Consider the following 25,019-nt stretch of genomic DNA (forward strand, 5'->3'; position numbering starts at 1 on the left):
GCGTGCATGGCAAGTTACCCAAGCGGCCAAAGGGATCTGACTGTAAATCAGCCGGCGTAGCCTTCGGGGGTTCGAATCCCTCACTTGCCACTCTCGAACGGACTCGATCACTCGAGTCCGTTCGTGTTTCACGACCCGATCGCCCTCAGGAGGCACCGTGTCCGAGAAACCCCCGGTCGACGCCTCGAGCATCGCAGCCCTGCTCGAGGTGGCCCGTTCCGTCGCGATCGACGCCGCCGATCTCGCCGCCCGACGTCGTGCCGCGGGGGTCGAGGTGGCCGCGACGAAGAGCAGCCTGGTCGACGTCGTCACGCACACCGACCGCGAGGTCGAGGAGTACCTGCGCGAGAGGCTCGCCCGCGAGAGGCCGGGCGACGGCTTCTTCGGCGAGGAGGGTGCGCCCGACGACTCGTCGACGGGGCTGACCTGGGTCGTCGACCCCATCGACGGCACCGTGAACTTCCTCTACGGCATCCCGCAGTGGGCGGTCAGCGTCGCCGTCGTCGAGGGCGGTCCCGATCCGCGATCGTGGCGGACCCTGGCCGGCTGCGTGGTGAACCCGCTCGCCGACGAGACCTACGAGGCCTCGCTCGGGGGAGGTGCGTGGTCGTCGGGCCGCCGTCTCGCCGTCGCGTCGCCCGCCTCCCTGTCGCAGTCGCTGGTCGGCACCGGGTTCTCGTACGACGCGACCCGTCGCGTCGAGCAGGCCGAGATCCTCGGGAGGTTCATCGGCCGGGTGCGCGACGTCCGTCGCATGGGCGCCGCGTCGCTCGATCTCTGCGCCGTCGCGAGCGGCCGTCTCGACGCGTACGCCGAGCGCGGACTCAAGCCCTGGGATCACGCCGCCGGCGTGCTGGTGGCGTCCGAGGCGGGGGCCGTGGTCGGCGGTGAGGGCGACGACGCGCCCGACGAGCGACTCACGGTGGCGGCCGCTCCGGGCATCGCCGACGAGCTGCGGGAAGTCCTCGTCGAGGCCGGGTTCTGAGCCGTCGGGCGACCCGGCCGGGTGGCGGCGACCTCGCCCGTCCGACCCCGGCACGACGCCCGGGGTGGCCTCGATCGGCGGCCGCGGGTAGCCATCCGTTCACCCTTCGGCTACCCTTGACTGGTTCGTTACTTTTCCGTGACATGGTCTACGGGGTAGCGGCCGAGAAGAAGAGGGAGCAACCGCCTCTCCGTCCCGACAACCCCGAGGATCCATCAGACGTGTCGAAATACCAGAACATCTCCGAGCCCGACGGCGACGGCATCCCGTCCATCGGAGCAGAGAACGATCTTCTGGTCACCGTCTCGGACACCCCCACCGCGAGCATCACGGTCCCGACCTTCGCCACGCGCCGCGAGCTGCGCGAGGCCGAGCGTGCAGCAGCCCGCGCCGCGCAGGGCAGCGCATCCGCGGTCGGATCCGAGGCACGTGCGTCGGTCGCCGCTGAGAGCGTCGTCTCGGCCCCGATCGTGACCGAGCCCGCCGTCGCAGCTCCCTCCGTCACGGCTCCCTCCGTCATGGCGCCGGTCGACGGCGTGCCCGCCCACGACTCGCGCCGCGCCCGTCGCGCCGCCGAGGCCGCTGCCGCGACCTCCGCGCGTCGCCGCCCGGCCCACCCCGGCGCCCCTGCCGCACCCTCCGAGCCCACCGCCCGTCGCTCGGCGGCCGGGCGCCCCGCAGCGGGTGGCGGTGCGCCGAGTCGCAGCGGCGCCGTCCGCGGCGCATCGCGCCGGCCGGCTCGCACGACCGCCGGTTCCGCGGTCGCCGCGAGCACCGCCTCCCGGGGGTCGTCGTTCAGGCGCACGTCGCAGCGCGTCACCGTCGTCGGAGCCATGCTCTTCGCCGGTGCGATGCTGGTCGCGACGTCCGTCCCGGCCAACGCGTTCTTCGTCGACACCCCCGAGCTCACGGCAGCCAAGAAGGCGGCGGGTGCGCAGCAGAGCTTCGTCGCCGCCGGGGCCGCCCCCGAGGCGAGCGTCTCGCGTGACGGCTACTCCGTCAGCACCATCGTCGTCAACGAGTACGCGTCGACCAGCTCGAGCACCTTCTCGAACGACGTCGCGGGAACCGTCCAGTGGCCGTTCCAGACCGGTGTGCCGATCAGCAGCGGATTCGGCGCCCGACAGGTCAGCAACTGCAGCTTCTGCTCGACCTTCCACCAGGGTCTCGACTTCATCCCCGGCGCCGGTTCGCCGATCCAGGCCATCGCGGACGGCACGGTCAGCGCGGTCACCGGGCCGTCGGGCGCCTTCGGCAACCACGTCGAGATCGAGCACGTCGTCGACGGCCAGAAGGTGACCTCGACCTACTCGCACATGCAGAGCGGCTCCGTGGCGGTCTCCGTCGGACAGACCGTGACCGTCGGTCAGATCATCGGCGCCGTCGGCAGCACCGGAAACAGCACGGGCGCGCACCTGCACTTCGAGATCCACCTCAACGGCGTCCCCGTCGACCCGTACCCCTGGCTCACCGCCAACACGAACTGACGTCGGAGACGCGCGTGGCCCGAGACGGGCCCCACGAGAAGACCCCCGGGCAGGCGCCCGGGGGTCTCGTCGTCGTCGGGACGGACGTCAGGCGTCGACGTCGCGCAGCCAGACCGCCGCGTTGGGCGGCAGGGCGGGCCCGTCGAGCGTCATGGTCGACAGCAGCACCTCGCCGAGGGGCAGCTCGACGGCGACCTCGCCCAGGTTCGCGAGCACGGTGACCCCGGCGGTGCGGAACGCCACGACGTCTCGCGAGTACTCGTCGAGCCAGCCGATCTCCGCCGTGCCCAGGTCGAGCTCCGATCGCAGACGGAGAGCCAGCCGGTACAGCTCGAGCGTCGAGCCGGTCACGCCCACCTGCTCGTCCCGGGCGTACGTCGACCAGTCCGACGGCTGCGGCAGCCAGGAGGCGCCGGTCGAGTTGAACCCGAAGGCCGGCTCGCCGGAGGCCCAGGGCAGAGGCACACGGCACCCGTCCCGCCCGTAGCGTTCGCCCTTCGTGCGGAACCAGGTGGGATCCTGACGGCTGTCGTCGGGGAGATCGATGGCCTCGGGGAGTCCGAGCTCCTCGCCCTGATAGAGGTAGGCGCTGCCGGGGAGCGCGAGCATGACGGCCGTGGCCGCGCGGGCGCGGGCGAGACCGAGCTCGGGGATCGGGAGGCCGGCGCTGAGGGGGCCGATGCCGTGGCCCTGGGGGTTCTCGGCGGTGAGGGCGAGGCGGCTGGCGTGCCGGACGACGTCGTGGTTGCTCAGCACCCAGGTGCTGGGCGCCCCGACGCTCGAGAACACCTCGAGGGAGGAGTCGACGACCCGACGGATCTCGCCCGCCGACCAGCCCGTCTCGAGGTACGAGAAGTTGAACGCCTGGTGCATCTCGTCGGGACGCACCCAGTCGGCCAGTCGCGACAGCGGTTCGACCCAGGCCTCGGCGACGAGCACGCGGTCGCCGGGGTACTCGTCGAGCACGGTGCGCCAGGTGCGGTAGATCTCGTGGACCCCGTCCTGGCCCCAGTAGGGCGGGGGAGCGGACTCGCCCTGGCCGCCGCCCATGCTGCCGGCGTCGGAGGGGGGCGTGTAGTCGGGCAGGCCCTCGGCCTTGATCATGCCGTGGGCGACGTCGACGCGGAACCCGTCGACCCCGCGGTCGAGCCAGAAGCGGAGCACGTCGATGAACTGCTCGCGCACCCACGGGTCGGTCCAGTCGAGGTCGGGCTGCGACGAGTCGAAGAGGTGGAGGTACCACTGGCCGGGCGAGCCGTCGGCCTCGGTCACCCGAGTCCAGGCCGGGCCTCCGAAGATCGACTCCCAGTTGTTCGGCGGCAGCTCGCCGTCGTCCCCCCGGCCGTCGCGGAAGAGGTAGTGGCCGCGCTCGACCGAGCCGGGCTCCGCCGCCAGCGCCGCCTGGAACCAGGCGTGGTCCGACGAGGTGTGGTTGGGGACGACGTCGACGATGACCCTCAGCCCGAGGTCCGTCGCTCGCGCGCGCAGGGCGTCGAAGTCGTCGAGGCTGCCGAACAGCGGGTCGACGTCGCGGTAGTCGGCGACGTCGTAGCCGGCGTCGCGCTGCGGGGATCGGTAGAACGGCGACAGCCACACGGCGTCGACCCCCAGGTCGGCGAGATCGCCGAGCCGGGAGGTGATGCCGGGCAGATCGCCGATGCCGTCTCCGTCGGAGTCGGCGAACGAGCGGGGGTAGACCTGGTAGATGACGGCAGACCGCCACCACTCGCCGCCCCTCTCCGACGAGGGGCTCGGAGCCTCGTCGATGAGGGTGGTGGCGTCGGTCTCGGAGTCTGCGGGGGCGTCGAGCGTGTCGCCCGTGGGCTCTGATGAGGACATGAGGCCACGATACGGCAGGGCGTCGGGCGGTCATCCGCTAGCGTGCAGTCACGACCCGACTGCGATTGGCCCCCACCGTGACCCCACCGAGCGTCCCCGCGACCGCCGACGATCCGACCGACGGGCCCGTCTTCCCCCTCGCCCTCGGCACCAACGTCTTCGGCTGGACGGTGGGTGCGCCCACCGCCTTCGAGGTGCTCGACGTCTTCGTCGGCGACGGCGGCCGCATCATCGACACCGCGGACGTCTACTCGGCCTGGCTGCCCGGCAACGTGGGCGGCGAGTCGGAGACGATCATCGGTCGGTGGATCGCCCGCCCGGGCAATCGCGAACGGGTGCTGCTGAGCACGAAGTGCGGTCAGCATCCCGACGCCCCGGGGCTCACCCGCACGAGCATCCGGACCGCCGTGGACGCGTCCCTGCGCCGGCTGCGCACCGACTACATCGACTACTACTTCACTCACTTCGACGACGACGAGACCCCGCTCGACGAGACGGTCGCGGCGCTCAGCGAACTGGTCGACGAGGGCAAGATCCGATACCCCGCCGCGTCGAACTACACGGGCGCGAGACTCCGGCAGGCGCTCGCGATCGCCGATCGCGACGGTCTGCACCGCTTCGCCGCCGTCCAGGCCGCCTACAATCTCGTGCGCCGGACGGACTACGAGAACGACGTCCAGCCGATCGTCGACCACTTCGGTCTCGCCGTCCTGCCGCACTCGTCGCTCGCCAGCGGATTCCTCACCGGCAAGTACCGAGGCGACTCGGGTCGGGGCGACTCCCCACGCGGCAACCGCGCCCTCAGCTACGTGACCCCCAAGAACCTCGGCATCGTCGAGGTGCTCGTCGAGATCGCCGACCGACAGCGCGTCGTGCCGGGTGCGGTCGCCATCGCCTGGCTGGCGACCCGTCAGAACGTGGTCGGCGCCCTCGCGAGCGCTCGGACGACGATCCAGCTCGAAGGGCTCCTCGAGTCGGCCGGCGTCGAGTTCTCCGAGCACGACCTCGCCGCCCTCGAGGCCGTGTCGGGGCCGCCCGCCTGACCCGCGCCTCCCCGGTCCGGACCGCCGACGTCCTCGCGTCAGAGGATCGTCACGGTCCTCGCGTCGGAGTCCCACCGACGGAGGGCCACGACCCGGCCGCTCTCGGGGGGCCCCGCTGCACCGCCCGGCTCCGGTGCCGTCGTCGAGGCGGCGGCCCGGTCGGCCTCGGCCAGCACCTCGATGGCGCGTGCCAGCTGATCGGGGTCCAGCCGCGAGGCGAGCGTCACGTGGGGCGTCCACCCACCGGGGGTGGTGTGCGCCACCGTCGCCGCGCCTCCTGCGCTCTCGTGCACGTCCCGGTGCAGGGCGAGCAGGGCCGCCGTCGGGATGACGCCGCGGGCGAGGACGAGCCCGCGGGGCGGGCGCCCGAAGACGACGAGTCCGCCCAGTCCGAGCGGCAGGGGCAGGGCGCGGGAGATCCGCCGGAGGCGCGGGTCGGCCCGGTCGTCGAGGTGCTCCGTCACCGACAGGCTCACGTGCGGCGCGTTGGTCTCACCCGCGTGATGGGCGAGGGAGGGCAGCCCCGCGCCGGCGAGGGCGGCCCAGGACTCGCGGACGCCCGCGTCGGTGACGTCGTCGAGGAGCAGTTCGATGCTGTGCACCCGGTCGATTCTGCGCCGTCGAGGGGTGACGCGCCGGGTGCGCGACGGGTGGCAGCAGCACCCTCCGGGCTCTGCTAACATTGCCTGGTGCCAATCGGCCGCGAGCAGATCGCGACCCGGTGGTCACGCCCCGATAGCTCAGTGGTAGAGCACTTCCATGGTAAGGAAGGGGTCGTCAGTTCAAACCTGACTCGGGGCTCCGGCTGTCACGGTCCCGTCGCTCATCGATACGGCGGGGTTCACAGCCTGCGGCGGGGTAGCTCAGTTGGTTAGAGCACACGGCTCATAATCGTGGTGTCGCGGGTTCGAGTCCCGCCCTCGCTACCGCAAGGCCCTCTCCGGAGGGCCTTCTGTCGTCTGCGGCCCGGTCCGCCCGATCCGTCCGGTCGCAGCACCGTCCGATCCGATGGCGTCGTGTCAACCCGAGCGGCCACGCCGGTCGTGGCGGCCCTGCGGCGGAATAGCATGACGTATGCCCGCCCCCGCCGATCCCGTCAGCATCCGCAGCATCGGCACCGCCGTTCCCGACACGGTCATCGGCCAGGAGCACATCCGAGACGTGTTCCGCACGCAGCCGGGGCTGAGCCGCCTCGCGACCCGCCTCGTCGGGTCCGTCTTCGACGCGGCCGCGATCGACACCCGCCACACGGTCATCGACGAGCTCGGCGCCGGCGGGTCGGAGGGCGGCGGCCTCGGGTCGGAACCCCTCGAGGCGCCCGTCTTCCTCGACTCCGAGACCGGCCGCATCCTCGATCCGAGCACCGGCACGCGCAACGACGTCTACGTCGAGCGGAGCCCGGCCCTCTTCGAGGCGGCCGCACGTGACGCCCTCGATCGCGCCGAGGGGATCACGGCCGCCGACGTCACCCATGTCGTCACCGTCTCGTGCACCGGCTTCTTCGCGCCCGGCCCCGACTACCTCCTCGTCCGCGCGCTCGGGCTGGCCGCCTCGACGCGCCGCCTCCACATCGGCTTCATGGGCTGCTACGGCGCATTCCCCGCGATCCGATCGGCCCGCGACACGTGCCTGGCCGACCCGGACGCCGTGGTGCTCGTGGTCTGCGCCGAGCTCTGCACTCTGCATCTGCGGAGCTCGTCCGACCCCGACGCGATCGTGGCGTCCTCCGTCTTCGCCGACGGCGCGGCGGCCGCGATCATCACGGCTCGGCCCGCGCCCGAGGGCAGCCGGGTGCTCGACGTCGAGGCTCTCGAGACCGTGCTGACGCCGGTCGGCGAGGGCGACATGGCGTGGAGCATCGGCGACAGCGGCTTCGACATGGTCCTCAGCAGCTACGTGCCCCACATCGTCGAGCAGCACGTCGACGAGGCCCTGGCGGCTCTGTGGACCGACGGGCTCAGGGCCGCCGACATCGACCTCTGGGCCGTCCACCCGGGCGGACGGAGCATCGTCGACCGCGTGCAGAACCGCCTCGGTCTCGCCGACCACCAGGTCGCCGCGTCGCGGAAGGTCCTGCGCGAGGCGGGCAACATGTCGAGCGCGACGGTGCTGTTCGTGATGCGCGAGGCCCTGACCGGCGAAGGAGGCGCGTGGTCGTCCACCGCGCCTCCTCGGCCTCAGCGGGTGGTCGCGATGGCCTTCGGGCCGGGACTCACCGTCGAGACGGGATCGTTCCGCAGCCGGATCGCCTCGTGAGTCGAGCGCCCCGTGCGGCGCGGGTCGACCTCGACCGGCGCGACGCCGGTCTGGTCGAGCTGATGGACGATCCCGACTGCGACCTGCGGCTGCTCGAGAGGACGTACGGCCTGTTCCCGCTCGTGAACGCGCTCGTGGGCGGGTGGGGGGCGATCTACCGGGAGCTTCTCCGGCCGATGATGTCCGACGAGCGGCCGCTCCGGCTGCTCGATCTCGGTTCCGGGGGCGGTGACGTCGCACGCGGTCTGATGCGTCGCGCCCGGAAGGACGGTCTCCGTCTCGAGATCGTCGCCGCGGACCCGGACGCTCGCGCGCACGGCTGGGCCTCCGAGCACCCGCTGCCCGGCGTCGAGTACCGGTGCGTGTCGAGCGGGGATCTCGTGACGGCGGGCGAGCGCTTCGACGTCGTCGTCTCGAACCACGTCCTGCACCACCTCGACGACGAGGCGCGCGCATCCGTCCTGGACGACAGCGAGAGACTGGCGGAGCGCCTCGTCGTGCACGTCGACATCCGGCGGGCGCGCACCGCTTACCTCGCGTACTGGATCGGGAGCCTCCCGCTCGCCGGGCGCTCGTTCGTCCGCGTCGACGGCCTGCGCTCGATCCGTCGCAGCTTCCGGCCCGACGAGCTCCGAGCCGTCGTCCCGCCGCGGTGGCGCGTGGTCGCCCGCCGTCCGTTCCGGCTCTGGCTCGTGCACGCACCCGAGCGGGCCAGGGAGGAGGCGGCGTGAGGCGGATGCACGACGTCGCCGTGGTCGGCGGCGGCTCCGTCGGGGTCTTCGCCGCGCTGCTGCTCGCCCGGCAGGGACTCGACGTCGTCGTCTGGGAGCGCCGCGCCGCGCCTCCCGAGCAGTCGCGGGCCATCGGCATCCATCCGCCGTCGCTGCGGGCGTTCGACGCCGTCGACCTCGCCGACGACATCGTCGCGGGGGCCGTGCGGATCACGGACGCGGAGGCTCGCGGATCGGGCCGCACGCTGGGTCGCCTGAGCTTCGCCCGCGTCGACACGCGGTACCCGTTCGTGGCGGCGAGACCGCAGTCCGAGACGGAGCGGCTGCTCCGCGCCCGACTCGCGTCCGTCGCCCCCGACGCTCTGCGTCTCGGCGTCGAGGCCCTGTCGCTCGAGCAGACGGCCGAGCACGTCGTGCTGCGGGGGAGCGGACCGGACGGGCCGGCCGAGGTCGCGGCGCGGTTCGTCCTGGCCGCCGACGGTGCCCGCAGCACCGTGCGGAGACTCGTCGGCATCTCGGCTCCGGCGTCGGAACGAGGCGATCACTACGCGATGGCCGACGTCCGCGACGACACCGGCGACGGCGAGAGGGCCGTCGTGTCGCTCGAGGGCGCCGGGGTGGTCGAGTCGTTCCCCCTCCCGGGCGGCGTCCGGAGATTCGTGGTCGCCACGCCCGTCCCGGCCGACGGAGCCTCGGTCGAGACCGTGGCGCGACTCGTCGCCGAGAGGACCGGACTGGCGCTCGACCCCTCCACCGGGACGATGAGCAGTTCGTTCACCGTGCGGACGCGACTCGCGACGTCGACCGTGGCCGGTCGTGTCGTCCTGATCGGCGATGCGGCTCATCAGATCAGCCCGATCGGCGGTCAGGGCATGAATCTCGGCTGGCTCGACGCCGAGGCGGTCGCGCCGGTCATCGGCAGGGCTCTGCGCCGGGCGGGCGGGCGGCGTCTCGATCCGCAGCTGTTCGCCGGCTACGAGGAGGCGCGGCGACGGTCCGCGCATCGTGCGGCCCGTCAGGCGCAGGTCAACACGGCCCTCGGCCGCCCGTGCGGTCCGGTCGCGCTCGCAGCCCGACGGACCGTGATCCGCCTGGGTCTCGGCCTCCCGACGTCGGGCCTGCTCGCAGCGACGTACGCGATGCGCTTCGTCTGATCGCACCGCCGGCCGTGACGGGCGCCGTCAGCGCGCGGTCAGGGCTGCTCCACCGACGGCGAGCTGCGCCACCAGGAGCAGCGCCGACGCCATGATCAGCCGGAACAGCAGCCGCGACGACCGGCCCTGCAGCACGGCGGCCGCGCCGATGCCGGCCAGGGCGACGACGACCGCGGCTCCGCCGAACGCGAGGGCGAGGTGCGGGCCGTCGATGTCCGCGGGGCTCGATGTGAGCTGACCGACGAGGGCGAGCACGGCGGCCGACGCCAGCGCTCCGAACGCGACGAGACCGGCGCGGAGCCGGCCGAGTCGGTGAGGGAGCCCCACGATGCCCGTCCGAGCGTCGTCCGCCAGATCGGGCAGCACGTTGGTGAAGTGGATCGCCACCCCGAAGACGGCGCCGACGCCCAGCGCCCAGAGGGCCGGAGGGGCCGGGGGCGCGTCGGCGAGGGTCACGACGGCGGGGAGGATCCCGAAGCTGACGACGAACGGCACGACGGAGGCGGGCGTGCCCTTCAACCCCGCGTTGTACGCCAGACCCGAGGCCAGCAGGACGGCATGAGCGATCCCGGTGCCGGGCCCCAGGGCGAAGGGCAGTCCGAACCCGATCAGCGCGCACGCCACGGCCACGATGAGGATCGTGCGTGCAGCGATCACGCCCTGAGCGATCGGCTTGTCGCGGCGACCGACCCGGCGGTCGCGTTCGGCGTCGATCACGTCGTTCGAGAGACCGATCGCCAGTTGACCGGCGAGGACGCCGACGGCGACGACGGCCAGGCGGTCCGCCGGGAGTCCGATGGCGAGGCCGAGCACGACGGTCAGGACGGTGACCGTGAGCGTGGGACCGGGGTGCGACGACCGCAGCACCGCGGCGACCACCCGCAGAGCGGAGCCGGGCGACGCACGAGTGCTCACGATGCGATCCGGGGATCGGCGATCGGTGTCACGGAGGTCGGAGCTGACGTGCCCGGACCGGTGAGGATCCGGGCACGCACCCCGGTGCCGCAGGGTCGATGGGGCAAGCGGATCAGAACCAGCTCCAGACCGAGAGGGGGCACCTGCGTCGAGTTACCATCCCAGACGTGGGACGAGCATACGTCGCGCCGGTCCGGGTGAGAAGACTCGGGACGCGAACGGTCAGGCTCCGCGCCCCGTCTTCTGCTGGAGGCGGTCGATGTGCTCGCTCGCCTCGGCCTTGGTCATGTCGGCGGGGAGCTCCTCGCCGGCCTCACGAGCGAGTGTGTCGAGGTAGCTCTTCTGCGGGCCGGTGATGGGCTCGTCGCCGGTGACCCACTGCTCCGGGTCCTTCGAGGCGGTGTTCGAGGCGTCGGGGCGCTCGCCGCCGAGCGTCTCGCCGGTGGGGGCGTCGCCGCTCGGGGCCTGGCCGCCGAGGGTCTCGCCACCGGGGGTCGTGCCGTCGGCGGGTGCGGTCTGCTCGGCCTCGGCCGAGGCGGGGTCGACGGGCGTGATGTCGGGATCGATGTTGGAGTCGCTCATGCCGTGACCGTACGCCGTGCCACCGACACCCGTCCCAGCATCGGGGGCGCTCGGTACACTCGTCGACGTGTCTGTGAACCCCGAGTTGTCAGGGCGGGTCCTCCCGCCGGCGCCGCCCTATCTGGTGGGCCGAGAGAAAGTCCGCGAGTTCGCGAGGGCGACCGGCTCCACGAGTCCCCTCTCGCTCGACGTCCAGGCCGCTCGGGCGGCGGGTCACGCGGACGTCGTGGCCCCGCCCACCTTCGCGATCGTCGTCCAGGAGGCGACTCTGGCGCAGCTCCTGGCCGAGCCCGACGCGGGCATCGACTTCTCGCGCGTGGTCCACGGCGAGCAGAGCTTCTCCCTCTCGCGTTCGATCGTCGCCGGCGACGAGCTGACCGCGACCCTCACGGTCACGGGCGTCAAGAACCGCGGCGGCGTCTCCGTGGTGACGGCGTCGTCCGCGATGGTCGACGCCGACGGAGCCCACGTCGTCACCGCGGTGTCGACCCTCGTGGTCCGCTCCGCCGACGGGGACGACGCGTGAGCGCCCTCGAGGTCGGGCAGGTGATCGCGACCACGACCTACGCCCTGAGTCGCGACACCCTCGTCCGTTACGCCGGCGCTTCCGGGGACTTCAACCCCATCCACTACCGCGACGACGTCGCCGCGTCCGTCGGCCTGCCGGGGGTGCTCGCCCACGGCATGCTGACCATGGGCATGGCCGTGCAGCCCGTGGTCGACTGGCTCGAGGGCTCCGGCGACGACTCCGGCGTGCTCGGCTGGGTCAGCTCGTACCAGGTCAAGTTCACGCGCCCGGTCGTCGTCGATCCGGTCGAGGGCGCCGAGATCTCGGTGGTCGCGACGATCGCCGATCTCGACGACGAGGCCCGGACGGCCCGTGTCGACCTGACGGTGACCCACGCGGAGAAGACCGTCCTGGGCAGGGCCCAGGTCGTGGTGACCCTGGCGTGACGACGCTCGCCGAGCTCACCACGATGCAGGTCGGCGGCGAACCCGCCCGGCTCCTCGAGGCGACCACGACCGACGAGCTCCTCCTCGCCGTGCGCGAGGCCTGGTCGCTCGGCGACCCCTGGTTCGTGCTCGGAGGCGGGTCGAACACGGTGGCCTCCGACGAGCCCTTCGACGGCACGGTCGTGCACGTCGCCACGCGGGGCGTCGAGCGCGTCGGGTCCGACGACGACCGGGTGCATCTCCGCGTCGCCGCCGGCGAGCCGTGGGACGATCTCGTGGCCGCGACGGTCGCAGAGGGGCTCTCCGGTCTCGAGGCGCTGAGCGGCATCCCCGGTTCCACCGGCGCCTCGCCGATCCAGAACATCGGCGCCTACGGGCAGGAGGTCGCGACGACCGTGGTCGCCGTCGACTTCCTCGACGAGGACTCCGGCGAGTTCGTCCGCATCCCGGCGGCGAACCTCGGGCTCGGCTACCGCACGAGCGTCTTCAAGAAGGGCCGCCGGGGCGTGGTCACGGCCGTCGAATTCGCGCTCGTCGACGGAGGCGGGGTGAGCGAGCAGGTCGCGTACCCCCAGCTCGCGAAGGCGCTCGGCGTCGACCTCGGCGCCCGGGTCTCGGTCGCCGACGTGCGCTCGAGCGTGCTCGCGCTCCGCGCCGCCAAGGGGATGGTGCTCGACGCGGCGGATCGCGACACGGCCTCGAGCGGATCGTTCTTCACGAATCCGGTCGTCTCGCGCGCCGTCGCGGCCGAGCTGCCGTCGGACGCTCCGCGCTGGCGTCTCGAGCCGGACGCCGAGCCGCGCGTCGTCCCTCTGGGTGAAGAACCGGCCGCGCCGCCGCCCATCCGATCCGGTGCGGTGAAGCTGAGCGCGGCGTGGCTCATCGAGCACTCCGGCATCGAGCGCGGGTTCCGTCTGCCCGGCTCGGGTGCCGCGATCTCGTCCAAGCACACGCTCGCGATCACGAACCGCGGGTCGGCGACGGGCGACGACGTCGTCGAGCTCGCCCGCTTCGTGCAGCAGCGCGTCACCGCCGAGTTCGGGGTCGTGCTGCACCCGGAGCCGGTGCTGCTCGGCCTGTCGCTCTGAGTCGCACGCCCCCGCGCGGGCGCCTTACGACGACGGACCGCTCGGCAGGTAGCCCCGTTCGAGAGCGAGGGTGACGGCCCGGGTCCGATCCGCGACGGCCAGCTTCTCGAAGACGTGCACCAGGTGGGTCTTCACCGTGGCCTCCGCGACGAACAGCCGGCGGGCGATCTCGGGGTTCGAGCAGCCCGCGGCGACGAGAGCGAGCACCTCGGTCTCGCGGGGGCTGAGCGGACTCGCCCGCGGCACCGGCTCCGTCCCCCGCCGGGCCGATCCGGCCAGCCGCACGGCGAGGGACGGCGCCAGGGCGACCTGTCCGGCCACGACGGCGCGCAGACCCGCCAGCAGCTCCGCCTCGGGCGACGCCTTGAGCAGATAGCCGCTCGCGCCCGCCTCGATGGCCGAGAGCAGATGGTCGTCGGTCTCGTACGTCGTCAGCACGACGACGCGCGTCGACGGGCGCGCCGCCAGGACGGCCCCCGTCGCGGCGACGCCGTCGAGCCCCGGCATGCGGAGATCCATGACGACGAGATCGGGTTCCAGAGCGGCGGCCAGCGCCACGGCCTCGAGCCCGTCGCCTGCCTGGCCGACGACGTCGAAGTCGTCGGTGGCGCCCAGCAGGGCGGCGATCCCCTGGCGCACGATCGGATGGTCGTCCGCCACGAGCGTGCGGTGGCGGGTCACGCCGTCACCGCCCCGACGGTCGACCCGGCGTCCGGGCGGAGGTCGCCGGTCCCGGCCGGGGTCCGAGGCAGGCGGCAGGTGATCGTCGTGCCCGCCGGGCCGGTCTCGACGTCGAACGAGCCGCCGGCCAGGGCGAGCCGCTCGCGCAGCCCGATCAGCCCGAAGCCGGTCGAGGGGGAGTGCGGATCGAAGCCGCGGCCGTCGTCAGCGACGGTCAGCACCGCCGCGTCGTCGCGGGTGGTGAGGCCCACCCGGGCCGTCGGCGAGCCGCTGTGCTTGCGGACGTTGGCCAGCGCCTCCTGCACGACCCGGATCAGGACCACCTGCAGGTCGCGCGGGAGATCGACCGCCTCGGCCCGCACCGAGACGTCGACGCCGCTCTCGCGGCGGAACCGCTCGGCGACGCGGCCGACGGCGGCGGCGACGTCACGACCCGTCAATCCCGAGGAGGCGGTGGCCGCGACGAGCGTGCGGGCCTCGGTCAGCGCCTCCCGAGCGGCCTCCTCGATGGTGCCGAGCCGCGCCAGCGCACCGTCCACGTCGCCGCCCTCGAGCGTGCCGCGCGTGCTCTGCGCCAGCATGACCACGCCGGTCAGGCTCTGCGCGATCGTGTCGTGGATCTCCCTCGCCAGGCGCTCGCGTTCGGTGCTGCTGCCGATGTCGCGGCTGCGGGCCGCGAGCTCGGCCTGGGCGTCGCGCAGCTCGTCGAGCAGGCGTCCGCGCTCGGCGCCCACCCGGGCGATGGTCGTGATCCAGAGTCCGAGCGCGATGCTGAAGACGAGCGAGAGCGCCTCGCTCGTCACCGCCGTCGCGACCGTGTCGGCCGACCAGCCGAGCCCGACGACGAAGCCGGCCGAGATCGCCAGGCAGAGGGCGATGTTGGCCGCGATCGCGGGGCGCGGGCCGGGCATGAGGGTCCAGAGCACCGGCATGACGAAGGCCTGGAGGGTCGCGAGCTCGGGGGTCGCCGCGACCGCGGCGCCGCCGGCGACGACGAGAGCCCCGGCCGCCACGACGGCCTGCGACGAGAGCCGCCCCTCGTTCCGGCGGATCACGGGTCGGGCGACGGCGGACCAGACGAGCACGAGAGCCCCGACGGCCGCGAGCGACAGCCCCACGCGGGAGCTCGACGACGTCGCCGCGAGAACGCCGAGGACGACGGCGGTCAGGGCGAGACCCGCGTCCCACCACCGCATCGACAGGGCCGTTCCCGACAGCTCGCGCCATTCGGCATCGGATCGGTCGCGGTCGTCGTCCATGGGCGACACGCTAGCGCCGTCGGGGGAGGTGCGCGGCCCGATCCCGACGGCCCTCACCCGTCCTTCCGGATCCACCGGAAGGTCAGCACCGATGCGGCCGCGCCGGCGACGAGCCACACGACGAGCCAGAGGGCCACCCCGGGGAGGTCCCACGAGCCCCCGGCCTCGGCGGCGGCGAACGTGTCGGGCAGGAACACGCTGCGCATCCCCTGCGCGAGCCACTTGAGCGGGAACACCGAGGCCACGGTCTGCAGCCACTCGGGCAGCTGCGTGAAGGGCAGGTAGACACCCGAGATGAACTGCAGCACGAGGGTGATCGGCACGATGACGGCGGTGGCGCTCTTGCCGCTGCGGGGCACCCGCGAGAGGGCGATGCCGACGAGGGCCGAGGTCGCGATGCCGAGCAGGTAGACCCAGGCGAGCGTCGCCCACGACGACGCCTCCGTCGGCAGCGGCACGCCGAAGAGCAGCCGCGCCACGAGCACGAGCAGGGCGACCTGCAGCAGGCTCGTGACGAGCACCTGGCCGAGCTTGCCGACGAAGTACGACGCCACCGGCAGCGGGGTCCCCGCGAGCCGTTTGAGCGTCCCGTCGCCTCGTTCGAGGGCGATGTCGACGGCGAGGTTCTGCACGCCCGAGAGCAGGATGCCCGCGGCGATCATGCCGGGCAGATAGAAGGCGGCGGCGCCGACCTCGCTGCCGTCGGCGCGTGTGCCGAACGAGCCCGACGCACTGAACGCCGTCGAGAAGATGGCCAGCATGACCACGGGGAACAGGAACGTGAAGAAGACCGTGTCCCCGGCCCGGAAGTACGACCGCACCTCGTACCGGGTGCGACTCGCTCCGAGCGTCAGCGTCCTCACGACGTCACCCCCGCCGAGGAGGCGCGGTGCGCGTCGACCGCGGCCGGCGCCTCCTCGGGGCCGTCGGCGGTCTGCTCGGCCCGCGCGACCAGGTCGAGGTAGACGTCCTCCAGCGACGGCCGGATGACCTCGAGCGAGCGCGGTTCACCTCCGTCGGCGTGGAGTCGCGCGACGAACGCGCCGGGCTCCGGGGTCCGGACGTCATGGCGCCCGTCGTCGTCGAGCCACGTGACCCGCGGTGTGCGCGTCTCCTCGTCGCCGAGCTCGTCGGGTCGGCCCAGGGCGACGAGGCGGCCGCCCGTCACGACGGCGACCCGGTCGCTGAGCTGAGCCGCCTCGTCGAGGTAGTGGGTGGTCAGCACGATGCTCGTGCCGTCCGACGAGAGAGAGCGGATGAGCTGCCAGAACGCGCGACGCGCCTCGGGGTCGAATCCGGTGGTCGGCTCGTCCAGGAACAGCAGCTCGGGGCGGCCGACCACGCCGAGCGCGACGTCGACGCGACGACGCTGCCCACCCGACAGCGAGCGGATCCGGGCGTTCGCCTTGGCCTCGAGGCCGACGGCCACGAGCACCTCGTCGACGTCGCGCGGGCGGGGGTAGAAGCCCGCGAAGTGCGCGATCTGCTCACGGACGGTCGCCGTCCCCTGGTCGCCCGAGGTCTGCAGCACGATGCCGAGGCGGGCCTTCCAGTCGAGACCGCCCCGACGGGGGTCGACGCCGAGCACGGACACCTCGCCGGAGCTCCGGTCGCGGTAGCCCTCGAGGATCTCGATGGTGGTCGACTTGCCGGCCCCGTTGGGGCCGAGGAGCCCGAGGGTCTCGCCGGGTTCGACGTCGAACGAGACGCCTCGCAGAGCAGCTGTCGCCCCGTAGCTCTTCGTGAGGTCGCGCACGCGCACGACGGGTTCTGAGGTCATGTGACCAGGGTGCGCCCCTTCTCGGCCGGGCACCAGGGTCGACCGGTCGAGCGGGCGTCCATCGACCGGTTGACCCTCGTCGCGGCGGCCGCGTGCTAGCCGAAGAGACGCTGGAGGCGCCGGACCCCTTCGAGCAGCTCGTCGTCTCCGAGGGCGTACGACAGACGCAGGTACCCGCTCGGCCCGAAGGCCTCTCCGGGCACGACCGCCACGTCGGCCTGCTCGAGGATGAGATCGGCCAGCTCGAGCGACGTGGTCGGCGTCACGCCGTTCCAGTCGCGGCCGAGCAGACCGGTGACGTCGGGGTAGACGTAGAAGGCGCCCTCGGGCGTCGGGGTGACGACGCCCTCGATGGCGTTCAGCTCGCGGACGATCGTCGCGCGACGGGTGTCGAAGGAGGCGCGCATCGCCTCGACGGCGCTCTGCGAGCCGGTCAGCGCCGCGATGGCGGCCCGCTGCGACACGTTCGAGACGTTCGAGGTCAGGTGGGACTGCAGGTTGGCCGCCCCGGCGATGACGTCGGCCGGGCCGATCATCCAGCCGACCCGCCAGCCGGTCATCGCGTAGGTCTTGGCGACGCCGTTCACCAGGATGGTCTGCTCGGCGAGCTCGGGGACCGCCTGCGTGATGGAGGTGGCGACCACGCCGTCGTAGGTGAGGTTCTGGTAGATCTCGTCGGTGACGACCCAGACGCCGTTCTCGAGGGCCCAGCGGCCGATCGCCTCGACCTCGGCGGGGGAGTGGACGGCGCCGGTGGGGTTGGACGGCGAGCAGAACAGCAGGACCTTCGTCCGCTCGGTGCGGGCCGCCTCGAGCTGGTCGACGGTCACCTTGTAGTCCTGGTCGGCGCCGGAGAACACCTCGACGGACACCCCGCCGGCGAGGGCGATCGCCTCGGGGTAGGTGGTCCAGTAGGGCGCGGGGAGCAGCACCTCGTCGCCGTCGTCTAGCAGCGCCTGGAACGCCTGGTAGACGGCCTGCTTGCCGCCGTTCGTGACGATCACCTGCGAGGTCGAGACGGTCGTCCCGCTGTCGCGGAGCGTCTTGGCGACGATGGCCTCACGGAGCTCGGGGAGGCCGGCCGCCGCGGAGTACCGGTGGTTGCGCGGGTCGCGAGCCGCGGCCACCGCGGCCTCGACGATGTGATCGGGGGTGGCGAAGTTCGGCTCGCCGGGGCCGTAGCTGATGATCGGACGCCCGGCCGCGACGAGCGACTTGGCCTTCGCATCGACCTTCAGGGTGGCGGACTCGGCGATGGACGCGATGCGGGACGAGAGGCGGCGGGCTGGCGTGGTCACGCCCGTCAGCCTAGCCCGCGGGCCCGGCTTTACACCGGCCCGCGCGGTCGCCTACACTGGTCCAGGCGGTCGATGATCGCCAAGCTTTTGCGCGCCTCACGGCGTCGCCCACCGTGCATCGATCGGCGGTGGTGAGCTTGGTGTCGGCCCCGAAGGGCGGTGGCTCAATTGGTAGAGCAGCGGTCTCCAAAACCGCAGGTTGCAGGTTCGAGTCCTGTCCGCCCTGCAGCCCGGTCGGGCCGTCGCGACTGATCCAGCAGGTTTCAGCGCGGCGGCCCGGATCACGGACACAGGCCCGCGGGCCGAGCTCGGAAGGTACCCACAGTGGCGAGAAAAGACGTTGACGTTCCCAGCGAGGACGTCGTCGACAAGGCGAAGAAGGACACTGCGGCACGCCGTGGTCCCTTCGCCCGGATCGCCCTGTTCATCCGACAGGTGATCAACGAACTCAAGAAGGTCGTCACCCCCACCCGCAAAGAGCTCTTCAGCTACACGGGCGTCGTCCTCGTCTTCGTCGTCATCATGATGGCGCTGGTCAGCGGGCTCGACACGGTGTTCGGCATCGTGGTCGGCTACGTCTTCGGCAACGGCCCCACCGGCAGCTGAGTCCGGCGTCGCCCCGACGCCACACGTGATCCGGCCCCGACCGACGGGCAGCCGATCCGAACCCCACGAACGGAAGTAGAAACCCTTGCCTGACAACGAGCGCGACGACATCGATCTCGCCACCGCTGCGGAGCAGTCCTCCGAGGTCGAAGAGGCCCAAGAGGGCGGCACCCTGAGCGCCGACGAAGAATCCGTCGAGTCCGCCGAGAGCGAGGCCATCACGGTCGTCGACGACAGCGAAGCCGGTTCGGACGACACCGACGACCTCGACGGTCTGCTCGACACGCTCGCCGAGGCCCGCGACCCCGAAGCCGACGCCATCGTCGACGACGCGCTCGACATCGACGACGCCGCTGAGGCGGAGGCCGCCGTCGAGGCGACCGACGACGAGGCCGAGACCGAGGCTGACGAAGCCGCCGCCGAGGGCGACGCCGTCGCGGCCGACGCCGCCGTCGCCGCAGAGCAGTCCGACGACGAGGATGACGACGTGGTCGTCGCCGAGGCCGAGCAGTCGGTCCAGGACGCCGACGCCCAGGCCGCCTTCGGCGACGAGGTGCTCGACGCCGACGACGTCACGACCGACGACGAGGCCGAGCCCGTCGAGGTCGACCCCTACGAGGCGTTCCGTTCGGAGCTCCGCGGCAAGCCCGGCAAGTGGTACGTCATCCACAGCTACGCGGGCTTCGAGCGTCGCGTGAAGCAGAACATCGAGAACCGCATGGTCTCCATGACCATGGAGGACTACATCTACCAGGTCGAGGTCCCCATGGAGGACGTCGTCGAGATCAAGAACGGCCAGCGCAAGCTCGTCACCCGCGTGCGGATCCCCGGCTACGTCCTGGTCCGCATCGACCTCAACGAGGACAGCTGGTCCGTCGTCCGTCACACCCCCGGGGTGACCGGCTTCGTGGGCAACGCGCACAACCCGACGCCGCTCCGCTTCGAAGAGGCGTTCAACATGCTGAAGAGCCTCGTCCAGATCGATACGACGCCGGCTCCCGCCAAGGGCGGCGCCAAGGGCGGCAAGCAGGCCCAGCGCGTCATCCCCGCCGAGGTCGACTTCGAGATCGGCGAGACGATCACGATCAAAGAGGGGTCGTTCGCCGGTCTTCCCGGTACGATCAACGAGATCAAACCCGAGAGCGGCAAGCTCACGGTGCTCGTCTCGCTCTTCGAGCGCGAGACGCCGGTCGAGCTGAGCTTCGACCAGGTCACCAAGCTCTAACCCCTCCACGTCGCGGCATCCTCCCGGGGATGCCGCCCCGACAGATCACCGGAGCCCGCCCCGCGGGTCACCGGGAGAGCCGGCTGCGACCGCAGTCGTCTCGACACCCACAAGAAGGAAAAGAAGAATGGCACCGAAAAAGAAGGTCACGGGTCTGATCAAGCTTCAGATCAACGCCGGCGCCGCGAACCCCGCCCCGCCCATCGGCCCGGCCCTGGGTCAGCACGGCGTGAACATCATGGAGTTCTGCAAGGCCTACAACGCCGCGACCGAGTCGCAGCGCGGCAACGTCGTCCCCGTCGAGATCACCGTGTACGAAGACCGTTCGTTCACGTTCATCCTGAAGACCCCGCCCGCCGCCGAGCTCATCAAGAAGGCCGCCGGCGTCGCCAAGGGCTCCGGTACCCCGCACACGGACAAGGTCGGCAAGCTGACCATGGACCAGGTCCGCGAGATCGCCACGACCAAGCAGGCCGACCTCAACGCCAACGACATCGACGCCGCGGCGAAGATCATCGCCGGCACCGCCCGCTCCATGGGCATCACGGTGGACGCGTAAGCACTCGCCCCCGGGCACCCCACCACCCAGACATCTGTGGGAGAGCCGGCCAGGCTCGTAACCACACTCTCGAAATCAGGAGATTTCCGCATGGCTCAGAAGTCCAAGGCGTACCGCGCCGCTGCCGAGAAGATCGAGGCAGGCAAGTTCTACAGCACCAGCGAGGCCGTCGCCGTCGCTCGTGAGACCGGCTCCAAGAAGTTCGACTCGACCGTCGAGGTCGCGCTGAAGCTCGGCGTCGACCCCCGCAAGGCCGACCAGATGGTCCGCGGAACGGTCATCCTGCCTCACGGCACGGGCAAGACCGCCCGCGTCATCGTCTTCGCGACCGGTGCGGCCGCCGAGGCCGCCCTGGCCGCCGGAGCCGACGAGGTCGGTGGCGACGAGCTCATCGAGAAGGTCGCCGGCGGTTACACGTCGTTCGACTCCGCCGTCTCGACCCCCGAGCTCATGGGCAAGGTCGGTCGTCTCGGCAAGGTCCTCGGCCCGCGTGGTCTGATGCCCAACCCGAAGACCGGCACCGTGACGCCGAACGTGGCCCAGGCCGTGAACGACATCAAGGGCGGAAAGATCGAGTTCCGTGTCGACAAGCACTCGAACGTGCACTTCGTCATCGGCAAGGCCGGCTTCTCGGAAGAGCAGCTGAACACCAACCTCGACGCCGCCCTCGACGAGGTCGTCCGTCTGAAGCCGTCCTCCTCCAAGGGCCGCTACATCACCAAGGGCACGCTGTCGACGACCTTCGGTCCCGGCATCCCCCTCGACATCAACGTCTTCTAGGCTCCGCCTCGATCACGACGATCGTCACGACAGGCCGTCCCGCTCTCGAGCGGGGCGGCCTTCGTCGTCTCCGGTGGGGCACGATGGTAGGGTGACCGTCTCCATCCGCCTGGCCTCCGCCTCCGACGCACCACGGCTTGCGCACGTCGCCGCCATCACCTTCCCGCTGGCCTGTCCGCCCGGCACGGCCCTGGTCGAGATCGCGCGCTTCGTGACGACGCACCTCAGCGCCGAGCGCTTCGCCGAGTACGCGGCCGACCCCGATCGCACCGTGCTCGTCGCCGTCGACGAGGAGACCGACGACGTGGTCGCCTACGCGATGCTCGTCGAAGGGGACCCGTCGGACGACGACGTGTCCCGCTCCGTCGCCGCCCGGCCGACCGTCGAGCTGAGCAAGTTCTACGTCCTGCCCGACCGCCACGGTCAGGGCGTCGCCGCCCGGCTCATGGCGGCCGTGTTCGAGACCGCGGTCACCGACGGGGCGGGCTCCGTCTGGCTCGGGGTCAACACCGAGAACGGCCGAGCCCGCGCCTTCTACGCGGGACGGGGCTTCGAGGAGGTCGGCACGCGACGCTTCGTCGTCGGCGGTCGAACCCACGACGACCTCGTGCTCGAGTGCGAGGTCTGACCCCGCCTCACTCGTCGGCGACGCGCAGCACCAGCTTCCCCCGGGTGTGGCCCTGGGCGAGTCTCCGTTGGGCGTCCGCGGCGTCGGCGAGGTCGTAGACGTCGTCGATGTACACGCGGACGTCGCCCGAGTCGAGCAGTCGCGACACGACGGCCAGCGCCGCGGCGTCCGGGGTCACCGCGAACCCGGTCGCCCGCACGCCGAGATCGGCGGCCATCGCGGCGACGGCATCCCAGCTCGCCGTCGGCGCGTGCACGAGCAGCCCCCCGGGGCGCAGGACCGAGAGCGAGCGCCGCGCGACGTCCTCGTCGTCGAGCAGGTCCACGACGACGTCGATGTCGCGCACCGTGCGGTCGAACTCGGCCGCCGAGTAGTCGACCACCTCGGCAGCGCCGAGCTCGCGCAGCCACGATGAGTTCCTCCCCGACCCGGTCGCGACGACATGGGCGCCGAAGTACGACGCGAACTGGACGGCGAAGTGCCCGACGCCCCCGGCGGCAGCGTGGATCAGGATCCGCTGCCCCTCGTGCGCCTTGGCGAGGTCGACGATCATGCCCCAGGCGGACAGCGCCGCGAGGGGCACCCCGGCGGCCTCGACGTGCGAGAGCGTGGCGGGTCTGCGGGTGACCGACTGCGCGGGCACGCTGACGAACGGGGCGTAGCTGCCGCCTCCTCGGGGGAACGCCGTCATGCCGTAGACGGCGTCGCCGACGCGGAGGGGGTGCGCGGCGTAGGGCGTCTCGACGACGACGCCGCTGAAGTCGTGCCCCGGGACGGATGGGGGACCGGTGAGGACGACGCCGTCCCCCCGACCCTCGCGCGCCTCCTCGTCGCAGCGGTTGACCCCCGCGGCGACCACCTCGATCAGCACCTCGTTGCCCACGCGCTGCGGCCGGGGGACGTCGCGGGCGACGATCCGATCCGCGCCGCCCGTCCCGTCGATCACCATCGCGCGCATCGTCGTCGTCGCCATCGTCGTCGTCATCGCTCTCCCTCGACCCCGGGGCGAGCGCTGCGCAGGTGGCGCACGACGGCCCCCCGGGATCCCACCAGTAAACGGGGGGCGTGAGTCGGCCGTGTTTCGCCGGTGTCACTGGTCGGAGAACTATCGCCGCCGTCGTCGACGAGCCGCGCTCAGCGCAGCGGGTCGTAGGGCGGAGGCTCGTACGCCCGGCGGCCGAGGGCGAACGGGTCGACGGGCGCCTGCCGTGCCAGCGTGTCGAGCACGTGGTCCGCGAGCACCACCAGGCGGTGGATCTCGTCGTCGTCTCGATCGACCCAGCGGCTGAGGGGGACCTCGTCGACGGGCACGAAGTCGAGGTGCTGCTCCCAGACGACGAGGGTCCGCTCGGCGCCGAGCACGTACTGCTGCCAGAAGACCTGGCGCAGGTACGTGCGGGGGATGCTCGTCCAGGCCTTCTTGGTCGTCTTGATCTCGCACAGCTCGACGCGGCCGTCGTCGCGGACGGCGACCCCGTCGGGCGTGGCGAGGTGGCGCCGCTGGTCGGCCGCGTGGAACAGCTTCGAGCTGGGCGCGATGCCGTGCTCGTTCAGCACCCAGCGGGCGATCTCGGGCTCGCGGGCGCGACCGTGGTCGGTGTAGGCGTTGCCGCCGAAGCCGTTGCCGTAGAGCTTGTCGAGCACGACGGCCTGCACGGCCTTCGGGCTCGAGAGCCTCGCGACGTCGGTGGCGGTGATGCCCTGACTGCGGGCTCGCAGCCACGCGATGCGATCGGTCGAGTCGGCGAGCACGCGGGTCTCGTGCGCGGGCCGGCGGGGAGGCGCGGGCTCGGTCTCGTCGTCGTCCCACAGCGAGAGCATGGGCTGGACGACGGTCATGGCTCCATTGTCCCTCGTCCGGCTGCGTCGGTCGACCGGGGCGGCCCCGTGTCGCCGCCGTCAGACCAGGGCGGCGAGCTCGTCGATGGCGGCGGGGGAGAGCGCGTGGTGGATGGCGAGCATGCTGGCGCCGATCATGGCCGCGCGGTCGCCCGAGCGGGACTGCACGATGCTCAGATGCTCGGTGGCGAGCGGCATCGACCGCGTGTAGACGATCTCGCGCACTCCGGCGATCAGATGCTCGCCCGCCTGGGCCATCGAGCCGCCGATGGCGATGACGGACGGGTTGATGACGTTCACGCAGGCGGTGAGCACCTCGCCGAGGTCGCGACCCGCCTGACGCACCGCCTGGATGGCGTCGATGTCGCCCCGCCGCACCAGGTCGATCACCTGCCGTCCGCCGGCGACGTCGAGCCCCGAGGCGCGGAGCGACCGGGCGATCGCGGGCCCCGACGCCACGGCCTCGAGGCAGCCGACGTTGCCGCAGTGGCAGGCGATGCCCGCGCCGCGGGGGATCTGGACGTGCCCGATGTCGCCCGCGATGCCCTGCGCGCCCCGCTGCAGGCGTCCGCCCGAGATGATGCCCGAGCCGATGCCCGTGGCGACCTTGACGAACAGGAAGTGGTCGGTGTCGGGGAACGCATGGCCCCGTTCGCCGAGGGCCATGATGTTCACGTCGTTGTCGACGAGCACGGGCACGTCGAGATGGCGCCTGACCCAGCCGGGCACGTCGAAGCCGTCCCAGCCGGGCATGATCGGCGGGTTGACGGGTCGACCGGTGCTGAACTGCACCGGTCCGGGGAGTCCGATGCCGACGCCGATGAGATCGTCGCGGTCTCGGCCGTAGCCCGACAGGAGCGTGTCGGCGGCGGTGAGCAGGGCCGTGAGACCGCTCTCGGGGCCGTCGGCGATGTCGATCTCGGTGCGGAGCACCGCGAGCTCGACGCCCATGAGGTCGGTCAGGGCGACGTTCAGGTGGCCGGCGCCGAAGTCGGCTCCCAGCACCACGCGCGCCGACGGCACGAGGGCGACGCGCGAGGGAGGACGCCCCCCGGTGGACACGGCGTCGGCGTAGGGGCCGACGAGGCCGAGCTCGATGAGGGCGTCGAGCCGGAGGCCGATGGTCGATCGGGCGAGGCCGGTCATGCTCGCCAGCTCGGCGCGGGTGCGCGGACGACCGTCGCGGAGCAGCTGGAAGAGCTCGCTGGCCCCCGCGCTCCCGAGAGCCGACGACCGCGTCGAATCGGGCATGGGAGCAGTAAAGCACAGGCAGAGGTGACGATCGAGACAAGCTCGTCGATTTCCGTCGACTTTTGCTTGCGCGTCGACA

The 25,019-nt window shown here is 72.1% G+C and carries 26 protein-coding genes and 4 tRNA genes; 18 read left to right on the forward strand and 12 right to left on the reverse strand.

The annotated features are described in order from the left end of the window. Nucleotides 1-8: 8 nt before the first annotated feature. The 3 genes from ASF17_RS04365 to ASF17_RS04375 all read left to right on the forward strand — a co-directional run bounded on the left by ASF17_RS04365 (nt 9) and on the right by ASF17_RS04375 (nt 2,472). Nucleotides 9-90, forward strand: a tRNA-Tyr gene (locus tag ASF17_RS04365). A 67-nt stretch (nt 91-157) separates the two neighbouring features. Then, a complete protein-coding gene (locus tag ASF17_RS04370; RefSeq protein WP_082475059.1) occupies nt 158-985 on the forward strand; it encodes an inositol monophosphatase family protein in 828 nt (275 codons plus the stop codon). 221 nt (nt 986-1,206) lie between these two features. Then, on the forward strand, nt 1,207-2,472 hold the full coding sequence (locus ASF17_RS04375; protein WP_055795774.1) for a M23 family metallopeptidase: 1,266 nt from the start codon (nt 1,207-1,209) through the stop codon (nt 2,470-2,472). Between the two features lie 87 nt (nt 2,473-2,559). Here ASF17_RS04375 and ASF17_RS04380 read toward each other — a convergent pair whose 3' ends face one another. Then, nucleotides 2,560-4,311: a glycoside hydrolase family 13 protein gene (locus tag ASF17_RS04380; protein WP_082475060.1), complete on the reverse strand. Its 1,752-nt coding sequence runs from the start codon at nt 4,309-4,311 to the stop codon at nt 2,560-2,562. Between the two features lie 77 nt (nt 4,312-4,388). Between ASF17_RS04380 and ASF17_RS04385 the strand changes: the two genes are divergently transcribed. Further along, complete coding sequence (locus ASF17_RS04385; protein WP_055798158.1) at nt 4,389-5,354, forward strand: aldo/keto reductase; 966 nt, start codon at nt 4,389-4,391, stop codon at nt 5,352-5,354. Between the two features lie 38 nt (nt 5,355-5,392). Here the strand turns inward: ASF17_RS04385 and ASF17_RS04390 are convergent, their stop codons facing one another. After that, nucleotides 5,393-5,956, reverse strand: a complete 564-nt coding sequence (locus ASF17_RS04390; RefSeq protein ID WP_235476370.1) for a 2'-5' RNA ligase family protein — start codon at nt 5,954-5,956, stop codon at nt 5,393-5,395. Between the two features lie 127 nt (nt 5,957-6,083). Between ASF17_RS04390 and ASF17_RS04395 the strand changes: the two genes are divergently transcribed. The 5 genes from ASF17_RS04395 to ASF17_RS04415 all read left to right on the forward strand — a co-directional run bounded on the left by ASF17_RS04395 (nt 6,084) and on the right by ASF17_RS04415 (nt 9,495). Continuing rightward, nucleotides 6,084-6,155, forward strand: a tRNA-Thr gene (locus tag ASF17_RS04395). A gap of 51 nt (nt 6,156-6,206) precedes the next feature. After that, nucleotides 6,207-6,280, forward strand: a tRNA-Met gene (locus tag ASF17_RS04400). 148 nt (nt 6,281-6,428) lie between these two features. Beyond that, nucleotides 6,429-7,610 carry a type III polyketide synthase gene (locus ASF17_RS04405; protein ID WP_055795776.1) on the forward strand — a complete coding sequence of 394 codons (1,182 nt, stop codon included), beginning with the start codon at nt 6,429-6,431 and terminating at the stop codon, nt 7,608-7,610. Beyond that, entirely contained in the window at nt 7,607-8,341 is a 735-nt protein-coding gene (locus ASF17_RS04410) for a methyltransferase domain-containing protein (protein ID WP_235476371.1), read from the forward strand. The genes ASF17_RS04405 and ASF17_RS04410 overlap by 4 nt, the downstream gene beginning before the upstream one ends. 5 nt (nt 8,342-8,346) lie before the next feature. Beyond that, nucleotides 8,347-9,495 carry an FAD-dependent oxidoreductase gene (locus ASF17_RS04415; RefSeq protein ID WP_235476478.1) on the forward strand — a complete coding sequence of 383 codons (1,149 nt, stop codon included), beginning with the start codon at nt 8,347-8,349 and terminating at the stop codon, nt 9,493-9,495. Nucleotides 9,496-9,522: 27 nt separating this feature from the next. On the opposite strand, the gene ASF17_RS04420 is transcribed toward ASF17_RS04415, so the two are convergent. Beyond that, nucleotides 9,523-10,410 (reverse strand): UbiA family prenyltransferase, encoded by an 888-nt coding sequence (locus ASF17_RS04420; RefSeq protein WP_235476372.1) that lies wholly within the window; start codon nt 10,408-10,410, stop codon nt 9,523-9,525. Between the two features lie 222 nt (nt 10,411-10,632). Continuing rightward, entirely contained in the window at nt 10,633-10,965 is a 333-nt protein-coding gene (locus ASF17_RS15945; protein WP_055798171.1) for a DUF3072 domain-containing protein, read from the reverse strand. 94 nt (nt 10,966-11,059) lie between these two features. Here ASF17_RS15945 and ASF17_RS04430 point away from each other — a divergent pair, with 94 nt between their 5' ends. From ASF17_RS04430 to ASF17_RS04440, 3 genes are read left to right on the forward strand one after another with little or no spacing between them, the layout of a single operon-like run. After that, nucleotides 11,060-11,518 carry an FAS1-like dehydratase domain-containing protein gene (locus tag ASF17_RS04430; protein ID WP_082475063.1) on the forward strand — a complete coding sequence of 153 codons (459 nt, stop codon included), beginning with the start codon at nt 11,060-11,062 and terminating at the stop codon, nt 11,516-11,518. Further along, nucleotides 11,515-11,946 (forward strand): MaoC/PaaZ C-terminal domain-containing protein, encoded by a 432-nt coding sequence (locus tag ASF17_RS04435; protein ID WP_055795783.1) that lies wholly within the window; start codon nt 11,515-11,517, stop codon nt 11,944-11,946. Before ASF17_RS04430 ends, ASF17_RS04435 begins: the two co-directional genes overlap by 4 nt. Continuing rightward, entirely contained in the window at nt 11,943-13,034 is a 1,092-nt protein-coding gene (locus ASF17_RS04440; RefSeq protein WP_268761056.1) for a UDP-N-acetylmuramate dehydrogenase, read from the forward strand. Before ASF17_RS04435 ends, ASF17_RS04440 begins: the two co-directional genes overlap by 4 nt. A gap of 24 nt (nt 13,035-13,058) precedes the next feature. Here the strand turns inward: ASF17_RS04440 and ASF17_RS04445 are convergent, their stop codons facing one another. The 5 genes from ASF17_RS04445 to ASF17_RS04465 all read right to left on the reverse strand — a co-directional run bounded on the left by ASF17_RS04445 (nt 13,059) and on the right by ASF17_RS04465 (nt 18,052). Next, on the reverse strand, nt 13,059-13,715 hold the full coding sequence (locus ASF17_RS04445) for a response regulator (RefSeq protein ID WP_055795784.1): 657 nt from the start codon (nt 13,713-13,715) through the stop codon (nt 13,059-13,061). After that, the gene (locus ASF17_RS04450; RefSeq protein ID WP_082475064.1) at nt 13,712-14,974 is read right to left on the reverse strand and encodes a sensor histidine kinase; all 1,263 of its coding nucleotides are present in this window, start codon (nt 14,972-14,974) and stop codon (nt 13,712-13,714) included. Before ASF17_RS04450 ends, ASF17_RS04445 begins: the two co-directional genes overlap by 4 nt. Before the next feature lie 53 nt (nt 14,975-15,027). Next, the gene (locus ASF17_RS04455) at nt 15,028-15,837 is read right to left on the reverse strand and encodes an ABC transporter permease (protein ID WP_055795785.1); all 810 of its coding nucleotides are present in this window, start codon (nt 15,835-15,837) and stop codon (nt 15,028-15,030) included. Further along, entirely contained in the window at nt 15,834-16,754 is a 921-nt protein-coding gene (locus ASF17_RS04460) for an ABC transporter ATP-binding protein (protein ID WP_055795787.1), read from the reverse strand. The genes ASF17_RS04455 and ASF17_RS04460 overlap by 4 nt, the downstream gene beginning before the upstream one ends. Nucleotides 16,755-16,849: 95 nt before the next feature. Next, entirely contained in the window at nt 16,850-18,052 is a 1,203-nt protein-coding gene (locus ASF17_RS04465) for a pyridoxal phosphate-dependent aminotransferase (RefSeq protein ID WP_055795790.1), read from the reverse strand. A 153-nt stretch (nt 18,053-18,205) separates the two neighbouring features. Between ASF17_RS04465 and ASF17_RS04470 the strand changes: the two genes are divergently transcribed. From ASF17_RS04470 to ASF17_RS04495, 6 genes are all read left to right on the forward strand, one after another. Then, nucleotides 18,206-18,278 (forward strand) — tRNA-Trp (locus ASF17_RS04470). A gap of 98 nt (nt 18,279-18,376) precedes the next feature. Further along, nucleotides 18,377-18,658, forward strand: coding sequence for a preprotein translocase subunit SecE (secE, locus tag ASF17_RS04475; protein ID WP_055795792.1), 282 nt, complete (start codon nt 18,377-18,379; stop codon nt 18,656-18,658). Nucleotides 18,659-18,743: 85 nt separating this feature from the next. Beyond that, entirely contained in the window at nt 18,744-19,883 is a 1,140-nt protein-coding gene (nusG, locus tag ASF17_RS04480) for a transcription termination/antitermination protein NusG (protein WP_055795794.1), read from the forward strand. A gap of 127 nt (nt 19,884-20,010) precedes the next feature. After that, entirely contained in the window at nt 20,011-20,442 is a 432-nt protein-coding gene (gene rplK / locus ASF17_RS04485) for a 50S ribosomal protein L11 (protein WP_055795796.1), read from the forward strand. A gap of 90 nt (nt 20,443-20,532) precedes the next feature. Continuing rightward, complete coding sequence (gene rplA, locus ASF17_RS04490) at nt 20,533-21,222, forward strand: 50S ribosomal protein L1 (protein ID WP_055795799.1); 690 nt, start codon at nt 20,533-20,535, stop codon at nt 21,220-21,222. 91 nt (nt 21,223-21,313) lie between these two features. Beyond that, on the forward strand, nt 21,314-21,850 hold the full coding sequence (locus tag ASF17_RS04495; RefSeq protein ID WP_055795801.1) for a GNAT family N-acetyltransferase: 537 nt from the start codon (nt 21,314-21,316) through the stop codon (nt 21,848-21,850). Between the two features lie 7 nt (nt 21,851-21,857). Here ASF17_RS04495 and ASF17_RS04500 read toward each other — a convergent pair whose 3' ends face one another. The 3 genes from ASF17_RS04500 to ASF17_RS04510 form a co-directional block, all read right to left on the reverse strand. Further along, nucleotides 21,858-22,835: an NADP-dependent oxidoreductase gene (locus ASF17_RS04500; RefSeq protein ID WP_235476373.1), complete on the reverse strand. Its 978-nt coding sequence runs from the start codon at nt 22,833-22,835 to the stop codon at nt 21,858-21,860. Between the two features lie 149 nt (nt 22,836-22,984). Next, entirely contained in the window at nt 22,985-23,689 is a 705-nt protein-coding gene (locus tag ASF17_RS04505) for a YqaJ viral recombinase family protein (protein WP_235476382.1), read from the reverse strand. Between the two features lie 60 nt (nt 23,690-23,749). After that, nucleotides 23,750-24,940, reverse strand: a complete 1,191-nt coding sequence (locus ASF17_RS04510; protein WP_055795803.1) for an ROK family transcriptional regulator — start codon at nt 24,938-24,940, stop codon at nt 23,750-23,752. Nucleotides 24,941-25,019 lie beyond the last annotated feature (79 nt).

The organism is Frigoribacterium sp. Leaf263 (assembly GCF_001422285.1).
Classification (GTDB): domain Bacteria; phylum Actinomycetota; class Actinomycetes; order Actinomycetales; family Microbacteriaceae; genus Frigoribacterium.

Coding starts and splice junctions, on each gene's coding strand:
- ASF17_RS04510 (WP_055795803.1), bottom strand. CDS start 24,940: ATGCCCGATTCGACGCGGTCGTCGGCTCTCGGGAGCGCGGGGGCCAGC.
- ASF17_RS04380 (WP_082475060.1), bottom strand. CDS start 4,311: ATGTCCTCATCAGAGCCCACGGGCGACACGCTCGACGCCCCCGCAGAC.
- ASF17_RS04500 (WP_235476373.1), bottom strand. CDS start 22,835: ATGACGACGACGATGGCGACGACGACGATGCGCGCGATGGTGATCGAC.
- rplA (WP_055795799.1), top strand. CDS start 20,533: ATGGCTCAGAAGTCCAAGGCGTACCGCGCCGCTGCCGAGAAGATCGAG.
- ASF17_RS04415 (WP_235476478.1), top strand. CDS start 8,347: ATGCACGACGTCGCCGTGGTCGGCGGCGGCTCCGTCGGGGTCTTCGCC.
- rplK (WP_055795796.1), top strand. CDS start 20,011: ATGGCACCGAAAAAGAAGGTCACGGGTCTGATCAAGCTTCAGATCAAC.
- ASF17_RS04505 (WP_235476382.1), bottom strand. CDS start 23,689: ATGACCGTCGTCCAGCCCATGCTCTCGCTGTGGGACGACGACGAGACC.
- ASF17_RS04460 (WP_055795787.1), bottom strand. CDS start 16,754: ATGACCTCAGAACCCGTCGTGCGCGTGCGCGACCTCACGAAGAGCTAC.
- ASF17_RS04450 (WP_082475064.1), bottom strand. CDS start 14,974: ATGGACGACGACCGCGACCGATCCGATGCCGAATGGCGCGAGCTGTCG.
- ASF17_RS04405 (WP_055795776.1), top strand. CDS start 6,429: ATGCCCGCCCCCGCCGATCCCGTCAGCATCCGCAGCATCGGCACCGCC.